Annotated in this window: 13 protein-coding genes; all 13 read left to right on the top strand. The window is 59.9% G+C overall.

Annotated elements, in window-relative coordinates; genetic code table 11:
- Positions 1-3 precede the first annotated feature (3 nt).
- The 13 genes from fdx to K7431_RS23410 all read left to right on the top strand — a co-directional run bounded on the left by fdx (position 4) and on the right by K7431_RS23410 (position 11,908).
- The gene (fdx, locus tag K7431_RS23470; protein ID WP_015885743.1) at positions 4-345 is read left to right on the top strand and encodes an ISC system 2Fe-2S type ferredoxin; all 342 of its coding nucleotides are present in this window, start codon (positions 4-6) and stop codon (positions 343-345) included.
- Between the two features lie 14 nt (positions 346-359).
- Positions 360-560, top strand: a complete 201-nt coding sequence (iscX, locus tag K7431_RS23465) for a Fe-S cluster assembly protein IscX (protein ID WP_043205852.1) — start codon at positions 360-362, stop codon at positions 558-560.
- 91 nt (positions 561-651) lie between these two features.
- Positions 652-1,077 (top strand): nucleoside-diphosphate kinase, encoded by a 426-nt coding sequence (gene ndk / locus K7431_RS23460; RefSeq protein ID WP_003175956.1) that lies wholly within the window; start codon positions 652-654, stop codon positions 1,075-1,077.
- A 29-nt stretch (positions 1,078-1,106) separates the two neighbouring features.
- A complete protein-coding gene (gene rlmN / locus K7431_RS23455) occupies positions 1,107-2,255 on the top strand; it encodes a 23S rRNA (adenine(2503)-C(2))-methyltransferase RlmN (RefSeq protein ID WP_003238464.1) in 1,149 nt (382 codons plus the stop codon).
- Positions 2,256-2,267: 12 nt separating this feature from the next.
- Entirely contained in the window at positions 2,268-3,026 is a 759-nt protein-coding gene (pilW, locus tag K7431_RS23450) for a type IV pilus biogenesis/stability protein PilW (protein WP_015885741.1), read from the top strand.
- The gene (locus tag K7431_RS23445; RefSeq protein ID WP_015885740.1) at positions 3,026-4,012 is read left to right on the top strand and encodes a RodZ domain-containing protein; all 987 of its coding nucleotides are present in this window, start codon (positions 3,026-3,028) and stop codon (positions 4,010-4,012) included. Before pilW ends, K7431_RS23445 begins: the two co-directional genes overlap by 1 nt.
- Before the next feature lie 2 nt (positions 4,013-4,014).
- A complete protein-coding gene (gene ispG / locus K7431_RS23440) occupies positions 4,015-5,124 on the top strand; it encodes a flavodoxin-dependent (E)-4-hydroxy-3-methylbut-2-enyl-diphosphate synthase (protein WP_015885739.1) in 1,110 nt (369 codons plus the stop codon).
- Between the two features lie 21 nt (positions 5,125-5,145).
- On the top strand, positions 5,146-6,435 hold the full coding sequence (hisS, locus tag K7431_RS23435) for a histidine--tRNA ligase (RefSeq protein ID WP_015885738.1): 1,290 nt from the start codon (positions 5,146-5,148) through the stop codon (positions 6,433-6,435).
- Positions 6,436-6,476: 41 nt separating this feature from the next.
- The gene (locus tag K7431_RS23430; protein ID WP_015885737.1) at positions 6,477-7,118 is read left to right on the top strand and encodes a YfgM family protein; all 642 of its coding nucleotides are present in this window, start codon (positions 6,477-6,479) and stop codon (positions 7,116-7,118) included.
- On the top strand, positions 7,111-8,262 hold the full coding sequence (gene bamB, locus K7431_RS23425) for an outer membrane protein assembly factor BamB (RefSeq protein ID WP_015885736.1): 1,152 nt from the start codon (positions 7,111-7,113) through the stop codon (positions 8,260-8,262). Before K7431_RS23430 ends, bamB begins: the two co-directional genes overlap by 8 nt.
- Before the next feature lie 134 nt (positions 8,263-8,396).
- Entirely contained in the window at positions 8,397-9,866 is a 1,470-nt protein-coding gene (gene der, locus K7431_RS23420; RefSeq protein WP_043205850.1) for a ribosome biogenesis GTPase Der, read from the top strand.
- 114 nt (positions 9,867-9,980) lie between these two features.
- Positions 9,981-11,129 carry a pyridoxal phosphate-dependent aminotransferase gene (locus K7431_RS23415; protein ID WP_015885734.1) on the top strand — a complete coding sequence of 383 codons (1,149 nt, stop codon included), beginning with the start codon at positions 9,981-9,983 and terminating at the stop codon, positions 11,127-11,129.
- Positions 11,117-11,908 carry an amidohydrolase gene (locus K7431_RS23410; protein WP_043205849.1) on the top strand — a complete coding sequence of 264 codons (792 nt, stop codon included), beginning with the start codon at positions 11,117-11,119 and terminating at the stop codon, positions 11,906-11,908. Before K7431_RS23415 ends, K7431_RS23410 begins: the two co-directional genes overlap by 13 nt.
- Positions 11,909-11,973 lie beyond the last annotated feature (65 nt).

The raw sequence follows: 11,973 nt of genomic DNA, 5'->3' as shown, positions 1-11,973 counted from the left end.
TTAATGCCGCAGGTCATTTTTCTGCCACACGCCGAGCATTGCCCGGATGGTATGGTCGTGGAGGCTGAGACCGGCAAGTCCATCCTCGAAGTTGCCCATGACAACCACATCGAAATCGAAAGCGCCTGCGGCGGTGTGTGCGCCTGCACCACCTGTCATTGCGTCATTCGCGAGGGCTTCAACAGCCTTGAAGAGGCCGATGAGCTGGAAGAGGACTTTCTTGACCGTGCGTGGGGCTTGGAAGCGACTTCGCGTCTAAGCTGTCAGGCAAAGGTCGGAACTGAAGACATCACCGTCGAAATCCCGAAATATTCCCTCAACCATGCAGCCGAAGCGCCGCATTGATTCAAGGAAGTGTCATGAGTCTTAAATGGGTTGATGTGCAAGAGATCGCTATCCTGTTGGCCGACGGCAACCCGGGTCTGGATCCTTATTCCCTGAACTTTGTAGCTTTGCGTGACATGGTCATGGCGTTGCCAGGGTTTGAAGATGAGCGGGATCGTGGCGGTGAAAAGGTCCTGGAGGCCATCCAGACTGCCTGGAAAGAAGAGCAGGACTGACGCCTCCCTTACGCAGTTAGGCAATACCCAATAACCCGCGTATAATTCGCGGGTTTAATTTTTCGTAAATTACCGTTTCTGGAGTTACACCATGGCTGTTCAACGTACTTTCTCCATCATCAAGCCTGACGCTGTTGCAAAAAACGTCATCGGCGAGATCACCACTCGTTTCGAAAAAGCCGGCCTGAAGGTTGTAGCTTCGAAACTCAAGCAACTGTCCAAGGCTGAAGCTGAAGGCTTCTACGCTGAGCACAGCGCTCGTGGCTTCTTCGGCGACCTGGTTGCCTTCATGATCTCCGGTCCTGTTGTTGTTCAGGTTCTGGAAGGCGAAAACGCTATCGCTTTGAACCGCGAACTGATGGGCGCTACCAACCCTAAAGAAGCCGCTGCCGGCACCATCCGTGCTGACTTCGCTGAGTCCATCGACGCCAACGCTGTACACGGTTCGGACTCCGAAGCTGCTGCTGCTCGCGAAATCTCGTACTTCTTCGCCGCTACTGAAGTAACCGCTCGCTAAGCATCGGCTTAAAGAGTGAGGGTGAATCCATGACTACATCGACTGTTAAAACCAACCTGCTGGGTCTGACCCAGCCGGAAATGGAGAAATTCTTCGACTCAATCGGGGAGAAGCGTTTCCGTGCCGGTCAGGTAATGAAGTGGATTCACCACTTTGGCGTCGACGATTTCGACGCCATGACGAACGTCAGCAAGGCCCTGCGCGACAAGCTCAAGGCCATTGCTGAGGTCCGTGGTCCTGAAGTGGTCAGCGAGGACATCTCCAGCGATGGCACCCGTAAGTGGGTGGTGCGCGTGGCGTCCGGCAGCTGCGTCGAGACCGTCTACATTCCCCAGGGCAAGCGCGGTACTTTGTGCGTTTCGTCCCAGGCAGGCTGTGCCCTGGACTGCAGTTTCTGCTCCACCGGCAAGCAAGGCTTCAATAGCAACCTCACCGCCGCCGAAGTCATCGGCCAAGTGTGGATTGCCAACAAATCCTTTGGCAGCGTCCCGGCGACCGTCGACCGTGCCATCACCAACGTGGTGATGATGGGCATGGGTGAGCCGCTGCTGAACTTCGACAACGTGATTGCGGCCATGCACCTGATGATGGACGACCTGGGCTACGGCATCTCCAAGCGCCGTGTGACCCTGTCGACCTCCGGCGTGGTACCGATGATCGATGAGCTGGCCAAGCACATCGACGTCTCCCTGGCGTTGTCGCTGCACGCACCCAATGACGCATTGCGTAACCAATTGGTGCCGATCAACAAGAAGTATCCGCTTAAGATGCTGCTCGAATCTTGCCAGCGTTATATGGCGACCTTGGGTGAGAAGCGCGTGTTGACCATTGAGTACACCATGCTCAAGGACATCAACGACAAGGTCGAACACGCGGTCGAGATGATCGAGTTGCTCAAGAACACCCCGTGCAAGATCAACCTGATTCCGTTTAACCCGTTTCCACATTCTGGCTACGAGCGGCCGAGCAACAACGCCATCCGCCGTTTCCAGGATCAACTGCACCAGGCCGGCTACAACGTCACCGTACGCACCACCCGTGGTGAAGACATCGACGCCGCCTGTGGCCAATTGGTAGGGCAGGTGATGGACCGCACCCGCCGCAGCGAGCGTTATATCGCCGTGCGTGAATTGAACGCCGCCGACGATCTGCCGCAAATTGCTGTGAATCGAATCTGAGAGAGGATCTCTATGCCCTTGCGCCTTGCGCTGCTGTTGCTTGTTACCGGCCTTGCGGCCGGTTGTGTTTCATCGGGCCATGACAGCCCTTTGCAAACCGGTAAAGGCCGTGATGAGGCGCGAGTTGCCTATGTGCAATTGGGCTTGGGTTACCTTCGGCAAGGCATGAGCGAGCAGGCCAAGGTACCGCTGAAAAAGGCCCTTGAGCTGGACAGCGACGATGCCGACGCCAATGCCGCACTGGCCCTGGTGTTCCAGGCCCAGGCCGAGCCTGAGCTGGCCGAACAGTATTTTCACAAGGCCCTGGCCTCCCGTCCTGCCGACCCGCGGCTGCTGAACAACTACGGCAGCTTCCTGTTCGAGCAAAAACGGTATGACCAGGCCGCCCTTTATTTCCAGCAAGCCAGCGCCGATACCCTCTATCCTGAGCGCTCTCGGGTGTTCGAGAACCTTGGGGTGACCTCGATGCGCCTCGGCCAGCGCGACAGCGCCCGCCGACAGCTGGAAAAAGCCCTGCACTTGAACGGTCGCCAGCCTCGCGCATTGCTCGAAATGGCTGAGTTGTCCTACGAAGACAGGCATTATGTGCCGGCACGTGACTATTACGAGCGTTTTAGCCTGCTCAGTGGGCAAAATGCACGTAGTCTATTGCTCGGTGTGCGCCTGGCGACGGTTCATGAAGAACGCGACACGGCCGCACGTTTTGGCCAGCAACTCGAACGACTCTATCCCGGTACGCCGGAATATCAGCAATACCTGTCGGAGCAATGATGAAAGCGGCGCACCCGGAAGTTGTAGCAGCTAATCGCGTAAACCCAGGCGACACCTTGCGTCAGGCCCGCGAAAGCAATGGTTGGTCGCTGGCGGAAGTGGCTCTCAAGCTCAATTTGACCACCACGTCCCTTGGCAACCTGGAAGCCGGCGCGTTCGATAAGCTGCCTGGGCATACCTTCGCCCGCGGCTATATCCGCGCCTACGCCAAGTTGCTGGGCATTGACCAGACCGTGCTGGTCCAGGAGTTCGACCAGTTCACCGGTACCGACTCCCAGGGCAGCAATGTCCATGGCCTGGGTCGTATTGAAGAACCGGTACGGGTTTCCCACACGATTTTGCGAATTGTCAGCCTGTTGCTGCTGATCGCGGTCATTGGCGGTGGCTTTGTCTGGTGGCAAGACCAGGCCTCCCAGCGCACCAAGGACCTGACCAGTAACGCCATGGAGCACGTCGAAGTCGAAAGCGCCGACGGCACCACGCAGATTCATCCGCTGGACGAGCCGGAAGACCAGGCGGTTGTCGAAGGTCAGGCCGCCCCTGAAGCGCCGCTTGCTACCGAGCAGCCAGCGCCGGAAACAGCCGCTTCCGCCACCGCCCCTACGACCCCGGCGGCACTCGCACAAACACCGGCTGCCCCGGTTGCCCAGGCGCATACACCGGCCGCTCCCGTGCAGGCGCCTGCGACTGCCGCGCCAAGCGCGCCGGCCATTTCGCCACCCACTACCCCTGCGTTGATCGCCGGTGATGGGCGCGTGCAGATTACCTTCGTCGCTGACTGCTGGACGCAAGTCACCGATGGCAACGGCAAAGTGCTGGCCAGTGGCCTTAAGCGTAAGGGAGATACGCTCGACCTGGGCGGCAAGCCTCCTTTGACGCTGCGTCTGGGCTTCGCCCGTGGCGCGCAAGTGGCCTACAACGGCCAGCCTGTGGACGTGGCGCCGTTCACCACCGGCGAGACCGCTCGCCTGAAGTTGGGACAATAGTCATGCACGGCGAATCTCCAATCAAACGTCGCGTATCGCGCAAGATCTGGGTCGGCTCGGTGCCGGTGGGTGGCGATGCCCCCATCGCGGTACAGAGCATGACCAACAGCGACACCAATGACGTCGCCGCTACGGTCGCCCAGATCAACCGTCTGGAAGCCGCCGGCGTAGACATCGTGCGGGTATCCGTACCGGACATGGACGCTGCCGAAGCCTTCGGTCGCATCAAGCAACTGGTCAAGGTGCCGTTGGTGGCCGACATTCACTTCGACTACAAGATCGCTCTGCGCGTAGCCGAACTGGGTGTGGACTGCCTGCGTATCAACCCGGGCAACATCGGTCGCGAAGACCGTGTGCGCGCCGTGGTGGATGCAGCCCGTGATCGCGGCATTCCAATCCGTATCGGCGTCAACGCCGGTTCGCTGGAAAAAGACCTGCAAAAGAAATACGGCGAGCCCACCCCGGCGGCGCTGGTTGAATCGGCATTGCGCCACGTTGAACACCTTGAACGCCTGAATTTCCAGGACTTCAAGGTCAGCGTAAAGGCCTCCGATGTATTCATGGCGGTAGAAGCCTACCGCCTGCTGGCCAAGGAAATCGTGCAGCCGTTGCACCTGGGTATCACTGAAGCGGGTGGTTTACGCTCAGGCACAGTGAAATCTGCGGTGGGTCTCGGTATGCTGCTCGCCGAAGGGATTGGCGATACTATCCGCATCTCCCTGGCGGCAGACCCGGTAGAGGAAGTGAAGGTCGGTTACGACATTCTCAAATCCCTGCATTTGCGTTCCCGTGGCATCAACTTCATTGCCTGCCCGAGCTGCTCGCGGCAGAACTTCGACGTGGTGAAAACCATGAACGAACTGGAAGTCCGCCTCGAAGACCTGCTGGTGCCGTTGGATGTTGCAGTGATCGGTTGCGTGGTCAACGGGCCGGGCGAAGCCAAAGAGGCGCACGTAGGCCTGACCGGCGGCACACCGAACCTGATTTACATCGACGGCAAGCCGTCGCAGAAGTTGACGAATGACAATCTGGTGGATGAGCTCGAAAGGCTGATCCGCGAGAAAGCGGCCCAGAAGGTCGCGGCTGACGCAGCGCTGATCGCGCGCGGCTAAGAACGAATTTAAGGATTTGATGTGAGCAAGTCTCTGCAAGCCATTCGTGGCATGAACGACATCCTGCCGGAGCAGACGCCACTGTGGCGCTACTTCGAGAGCACGGTCGCGCGCCTGCTGGATAACTACGGTTACAAGCAGATCCGCATGCCGATCGTCGAGTTCACCGAGCTGTTCAAACGCTCCATCGGTGAAGTGACCGACATCGTCGAAAAAGAGATGTACACCTTTGAAGACCGTAACGGCGACTCCCTGACCCTGCGTCCGGAAGGTACTGCCGCGTGCGTGCGCGCCGTGCTCGAGCATGGCCTCACCGGTGGCGGCCAGCCGCAGAAACTGTGGTACATCGGTCCGATGTTCCGCCACGAGCGCCCGCAGAAAGGTCGTTATCGCCAGTTTCACCAGATCGGCTTGGAGGTGTTCAACCTCGACGGTCCGGACATCGACGCCGAGCTGATCGTGCTGACCTGGCGCCTGTGGGGCGTGTTGGGCATCCGCGACGCGGTCAAGCTTGAACTCAACAGCCTGGGCACCAGCGAATCCCGGGGCCGCTACCGCGTTGCCTTGGTTGAATACCTGTCCGCCCACCTGGACAAGTTGGACGAGGACAGCCAGCGCCGTCTGAAGACCAACCCGTTGCGCGTCCTCGATACCAAGAACGCCGACACCCAGGCCGTGCTGGTCAACGCGCCAAAAATGGCCGATTACCTGGACGATGAATCCCGTACGCACTTCGAGGGCCTCAAGGCTCGTCTGGATGCGGCCGGTATTCCCTACGTGATCAACCCGAAACTGGTGCGTGGCCTCGACTACTACAGCAAGACCGTGTTCGAGTGGGTCACCGAAAAACTCGGCGCCCAGGGCACCGTGTGTGCCGGTGGCCGCTATGACGGCCTGGTCGAGCAGATGGGCGGCAAGCCGACCACGGGCGTAGGTTTTGCCATGGGCATCGAGCGGCTGATCCTGCTGCTCGAAACCCTGGAGCAGGTCCCGGAAGAGATCTCCCGTCAGGTGGACGTGTACCTGTGCGCCTTTGGCGAGGCGGCCGAACTGGCGGCCCTGGCCCTGAGCGAAAAAGTCCGCGACCAACTGCCGAACCTGCGCCTGCAGATCAATGCCGGCGCCGGCAGCTTCAAGAGCCAATTCAAGAAGGCCGACAAGAGCGGTGCGCTGTATGCACTGATCCTCGGCGAAGACGAACTGGCCCAGCAAGTGATAGGTTTCAAACCCCTGCGTGGCCAGGGCGAGCAACAGAACATTGCCTTTGATGCGCTCGCCGCGCACTTGGCCACCTGCGTCGTGCAGGGTTGAAGCTGTCGAACAGCCGAATTTAGCGATTAAGGAGTATTGGGGTGTCGAGTACTGATGATGAGCAACTGGCCGAGTTCAAGGACTGGTGGCAGCGTAACGGCAAGCCCCTGGTAACTGGCGGCCTGCTGGCTTTAGTGGTGGTGTTCGGCTGGCAAGCCTGGACCAAGTATCAGGCCAACCAGTCCCAAGGCGCCTCGATCCTCTATCAGCAATTGCTGGAAACCACCCTGACGCCGGACGGCAAGCCTGATCCTGCGCAGGTCGCAGACCTGGCCGGCAAGCTGAAGAACGAATTCGGCGGTAGCACCTACGCCCAATACGGCAGCCTGTTCGTCGCGAAAGTCGCGGTCGACACCGGCAAGCTGGATGACGCAGCCGCTGAACTGAAGGCCATCGCCGACAAGCCGACCAACCCGACCCTGGGTGAAATCGCACGTCAGCGCCTGGCTCAGGTACTGGCGGCACAGAACAAGGCTGACGAAGCACTCAAACTGCTCGACGGCGATGCTGACAAGGCATTTGTAGCCACTCGCGAAGAGCTCAAGGGCGACCTGTTGGTCCAATTGGGTCGTACCGACGAAGCCAATGCTGCGTACCAAAAAGCCAAGGCGGCGCTGTCTGATGAAGCGGCGGTCGGTGGCTTACAAATCAAGCTGGACGACTTGGCCAAAGGGGATGCGTGACGTGATCCGTTGGAAACATGCAGCATTGCTGGCTCTGGCCGTTCTGGCCGCGGGTTGCAGCAGCAACAGTAAAAAAGAACTGCCTCCGGCCGAGCTGACCAGCTTCAAGGAAGAAGTGATCCTGCAAAAGCAGTGGAGCCGCTCCATCGGTGACGGCCAAGGCGACACCTACAACATGTTGGTACCGGCAATCGACGGTGAAAACATTGTGGCCGCTGACGTCACCGGCGTAGTGATCTCCATGGATCGCATGAACGGCGATGTGAAGTGGAAGAAAGACCTCGAATTGCCAGTCTCCGGCGCCGTAGGCGTGGGTTACGGCATGGTCATGCTCGGCACGCTGAAAGGCGAAGTCGTGGCCCTGGATTCCAGCACCGGTGAAGAGAAATGGCGCGCTCGCGTGACCAGTGAAGTCCTCGCACCGCCTGCCACCAACGGCGATATCGTCGTGGTGCAGACCCAGGATGACCGTGTGATCGGCCTCGACGCCAGCACTGGCGAACAGCGTTGGTTGTACGACAGCACCCCGGCGGTGCTGACGCTGCGCGGTACCAGTGGTCCGATTGTGACCAATAATCTGGCCGTTGCAGGCCTGTCGACCGGTAAAGTGGTCGCCCTGGATACCCAGAACGGCGTGCCGGCCTGGGAAACCCGTGTGGCCATTCCCCAAGGTCGTTCCGAGCTGGACCGCGTAGTGGACATCGACGGCGGCTTGCTGCTGTCCGGTGAAACCCTCTACGTTGCGACTTACCAGGGCCGTGTTGCGGCGCTGGACCTGCAGAGCGGCCGCGTCAACTGGCAGCGTGATGCTTCCAGCTACGCCGGTGTCGCCCAAGGCTTTGGCAGCGTCTACGTAAGCCTGGCGTCCGGCACCGTTGAAAGTGTCGACGAGCGTTCCACCACTGCACTGTGGAGCAACGATGCCCTGGCTCGCCGTCAACTGTCGGCACCGGAAGTGTTCTCCAGCTATGTAGCGGTAGGTGACTTCGAAGGCTACCTGCACCTGCTGAGCCAGGTGGACGGTCGCTTCGTCGGTCGCGAGCGTATCGACAGCGACGGCCTGCGTGCCCGTCCGCTGGTGGTGGGTAACATGCTTTATGTGTTTGGCAACAGCGGCAAGCTGGAAGCCCTGACCATCAAGTAAGAACTATGCTTGGGGTAACACCCAGGCGGCCCCGCTTCGGCGGGGCATGCGGCATTTGATTATGCTGCCCCGAGCACCAGCCGCTGCCTTGCAGCGGCTTTTGTATTTTCTGAAATAACGAAGTGGAGAGCCGCATGGTTCCCGTAATCGCCCTGGTGGGCCGACCTAACGTCGGCAAGTCCACCTTGTTCAACCGCCTGACCAGGACTCGCGACGCCATCGTCGGCGACTTGTCCGGTCTGACCCGTGATCGCCAATACGGTGAGGCAAAGTGGCAAGGGCGCTCCTACATTATTGTCGACACCGGTGGTATCTCCGGTGACGAGCATGGCATGGATGAAAAGATGGCCGAGCAGTCGCTGCTGGCCATTGAAGAAGCCGATGTCGTGTTGTTCCTGGTGGACGCCCGTGCGGGCTACACCGCTGCCGACCAGATGATCGGCGAGCACCTGCGCAAGCGCAACAAGCGTTCCTATCTGGTCGCCAACAAGATCGACAACATCGATCCTGAGCAGGCCCGTGCCGAATTCAGCCCGATGGGCCTGGGCGATGCGATCCCGGTCGCCGGTGCCCACGGTCGCGGCATCACCCAGATGCTGGAAATTGCCCTCAGCACCTTCCCGAAGGATGACGATGAGGAGGAAGAGGGTGAAGAAGAGATCGTCGCCGAAGGTGAGGAAGCCAAGCGCATTCCGGGCCCGAGTGAAAAAGACGGTATCAAGATCGCCATCATCGGTCGCCCTAACGTCGGCAAGTCGACCCTGGTCAACCGCATGCTCGGTGAAGACCGGGTCATCGTCTACGACGAACCCGGCACCACCCGCGACAGCATCTACATCCCGTTCGAGCGTAACGACGAGAAGTACACGCTGATCGACACCGCCGGTGTGCGCAAGCGCGGCAAGATCCACGAGGAAGTTGAAAAGTTCTCGGTGGTCAAAACCCTGCAAGCGATCAAAGACGCCAACGTGGTGATCTTCGTGATGGACGCCCGCGAAGGCGTGGTGGACCACGACCTCAACCTGCTGGGCTTTGCCCTGGAAGCCGGTCGAGCGTTGGTCATCGCGATCAACAAGTGGGACGGCATGACGCCGAGTGAGCGCGATTTCGTCAAGATCGAGCTGCAGCGCCGACTGTTTTTTGTCGAGTTCGCCGATATTCACTTTATCTCGGCACTGCATGGTACCGGCGTGGGCAACCTCTACGCGTCCGTGCAGAACTCGTTCAAGTCCGCGGTTACCCGCTGGCCGACCAACCGCCTCACCCAGATCCTGGAAGACGCCGTTGGCGAGCACGCGCCGCCGATGGTCAACAACCGCCGGATCAAACTGCGTTACGCCCACTTGGGCGGTGCCAACCCGCCGATTATCGTGATCCACGGTAACCAGATCGAGAAGGTGCCGAAGTCCTACGTGCGTTACCTGGAAAACACCTACCGCCGTGTCTTGAAACTGGTCGGTACGCCGATCCGTATCGAGTTCAAGGGTGGCGAGAACCCGTACGAAGGCAACAAGAACACACTGACGGACCGTCAGGTGAACAAGAAGCGTCGTTTGATGACTCACCACAAGAAGGCCGACAAGAAGCGCCGCGACAAGCGCTGATTCCGACCTCGCAAAAAGGGCTCTTGATGAGCCCTTTTTTGTGCCCGCAGGTTTGTGCCTTGACCCGATGCGGCTGGCAGCTTAAAACTTGGGGCTCACCTGCAGGGGCCTCCGATGATCACCAGCAAGCTGCCGAATGTCGGCACGACGATTTTCACCACGATGTCGCAACTCGCCGCCGAAACCGGTGCGCTCAACCTGTCCCAAGGCTTCCCGGACTTCAATGGCCCTCAGGGTTTGCTTGACGCGGTCGGCAAGCATATCGCCCTCGGTCACAACCAATATGCACCCATGACCGGCCTGCCGGTGCTGCGTCAGCAGGTGGCCGCCAAGATCGCCCGTAGTTATGGCGCCACGGTCAATGCCGACAGTGAAGTGACCATCACCCCTGGGGCCACCGAGGCGATCTTCTGCGCAATTCAAGCGGTGATTCGTCATGGCGATGAGGTCATCGTGTTTGACCCGTGCTACGACAGCTACGAGCCCTCGGTCGAGCTGGCCGGTGGCCGTTGCGTGCACGTGCAACTGAGCCTGGACGGCTTTGCCCTCAACTTCGAGAAGATCCAGGCGGCGCTGTCGCCGCGTACGCGCATGATCATCCTCAACACACCGCACAACCCCACTGGCGCGCTGATCAGTCGCGCCGAGCTTGATCTGTTAGCGGCATTGATCCGCGACCGCGATATCTACCTGGTCAGCGACGAGGTTTACGAGCACCTGGTATTCGACGGCGTGCCCCACGTCAGCGTACTGGCCCATGAGGAGCTTTATCAGCGCGCCTTCGTGGTCAGTTCCTTCGGCAAGACCTACCACGTCACCGGCTGGAAAACCGGCTACGTCGTCGCGCCACCGGCCCTGACAGCCGAACTGCGCAAGGTGCACCAATACGTCAACTTCTGCGGCGTCACCCCGTTGCAGTACGCGTTGGCCGACTTCATGGCCGAACATCCGGAGCATGTTGAGGAGCTGCCGGCTTTTTACCAAGCCAAGCGCGACCTGTTCTGCGACTTGCTGGCGCCATCGCGTTTCAGCTTTACCCGCGTCACCGGCACCTACTTCCAACTGGTGGATTACTCACAGATCCGTCCGGACTTGGACGACGTCGCCATGTCGCTGTGGATGACACGTGAACACGGCGTGGCCACCATTCCGGTCTCGGTGTTCTACCAGAACCCACCCCAAGGCCAGCGCCTGGTGCGCCTGTGCTTTGCCAAACGCGAGGAAACGCTGCAACAAGCAGCCGAAAAACTATGCGTGATCTGAATGCGTTGCCGAACCTGAACATCGCCCTGGTCCAGACCACTCTGGCCTGGCACGACCGCCAGGCTAACCTTGAGCACTTCGAATTGTTGCTGGAGCAAGCCAAAGGCGCCGACCTGATCGTGCTGCCAGAGATGTTCACCACCGGTTTTTCCATGGACTCCGAGACGCTCGCCGAGCCGGAAAACGGTCCGACCCATCGCTGGTTACGAAACCAGGCGGCCAAGTACAACGCGGTCATTACCGGCAGTGTGATCATCCAGGCCGCCGACGGCAGCCACCGCAACCGCCTGCTGTGGGCGCGGCCGGATGGCGAGGTGCTGCATTACGACAAGCGCCACCTGTTCCGCATGGCCGGCGAGCACGACCATTACACCCCCGGCGAGCGCCAGGTGCAGTTCGAATTGAAGGGCTGGCGCATTCGGCCGTTGATTTGCTACGACCTGCGTTTTCCGGTGTGGAGCCGCGATGCCCAGGACACTGACTTGCTGCTATACACCGCCAACTGGCCCGGAGCGCGGCGCTCGCACTGGAACCGCCTGCTGCCGGCGCGGGCCATCGAGAACCTGTGCTACGTGGCGGCGGTGAATCGGGTGGGGACGGACGGGAAGGGGTTTGCCTACACCGGGGACAGTCAGGTGTTGGACTTCCAGGGTGAGACCTTGCTGAGTGCGGGGGAGGCGGATGGGGTGTTCCAGGTGAACTTGGATGCGGCGGAATTGGCGGCGTATCGCACGCGGTTTCCGGCGAACCTGGATGCCGATACTTTCCAGTTTGTCTGACAGACCGCCATCGGGGGCAAGCCCCCTCCCACACGTTGATCTGTGAATACATTCAAAATGTGGGA

This window comes from Pseudomonas fluorescens group sp., assembly GCF_020093335.1.
Lineage (GTDB): Bacteria > Pseudomonadota > Gammaproteobacteria > Pseudomonadales > Pseudomonadaceae > Aquipseudomonas > Aquipseudomonas petroselini.
Note: the sequence above shows the minus strand (reverse complement) of the source record. Positions and strands in the feature narration are given on the sequence as shown.

Bases quoted from the DNA above. Each gene is read 5' to 3' on its own strand.
- fdx (WP_015885743.1), top strand. From the start codon at position 4: ATGCCGCAGGTCATTTTTCTGCCACACGCCGAGCATTGCCCGGATGGT.
- iscX (WP_043205852.1), top strand. From the start codon at position 360: ATGAGTCTTAAATGGGTTGATGTGCAAGAGATCGCTATCCTGTTGGCC.
- ndk (WP_003175956.1), top strand. From the start codon at position 652: ATGGCTGTTCAACGTACTTTCTCCATCATCAAGCCTGACGCTGTTGCA.
- rlmN (WP_003238464.1), top strand. From the start codon at position 1,107: ATGACTACATCGACTGTTAAAACCAACCTGCTGGGTCTGACCCAGCCG.
- pilW (WP_015885741.1), top strand. From the start codon at position 2,268: ATGCCCTTGCGCCTTGCGCTGCTGTTGCTTGTTACCGGCCTTGCGGCC.
- K7431_RS23445 (WP_015885740.1), top strand. From the start codon at position 3,026: ATGAAAGCGGCGCACCCGGAAGTTGTAGCAGCTAATCGCGTAAACCCA.
- ispG (WP_015885739.1), top strand. From the start codon at position 4,015: ATGCACGGCGAATCTCCAATCAAACGTCGCGTATCGCGCAAGATCTGG.
- bamB (WP_015885736.1), top strand. From the start codon at position 7,111: ATGCGTGACGTGATCCGTTGGAAACATGCAGCATTGCTGGCTCTGGCC.
- der (WP_043205850.1), top strand. From the start codon at position 8,397: ATGGTTCCCGTAATCGCCCTGGTGGGCCGACCTAACGTCGGCAAGTCC.
- K7431_RS23415 (WP_015885734.1), top strand. From the start codon at position 9,981: ATGATCACCAGCAAGCTGCCGAATGTCGGCACGACGATTTTCACCACG.
- K7431_RS23410 (WP_043205849.1), top strand. From the start codon at position 11,117: ATGCGTGATCTGAATGCGTTGCCGAACCTGAACATCGCCCTGGTCCAG.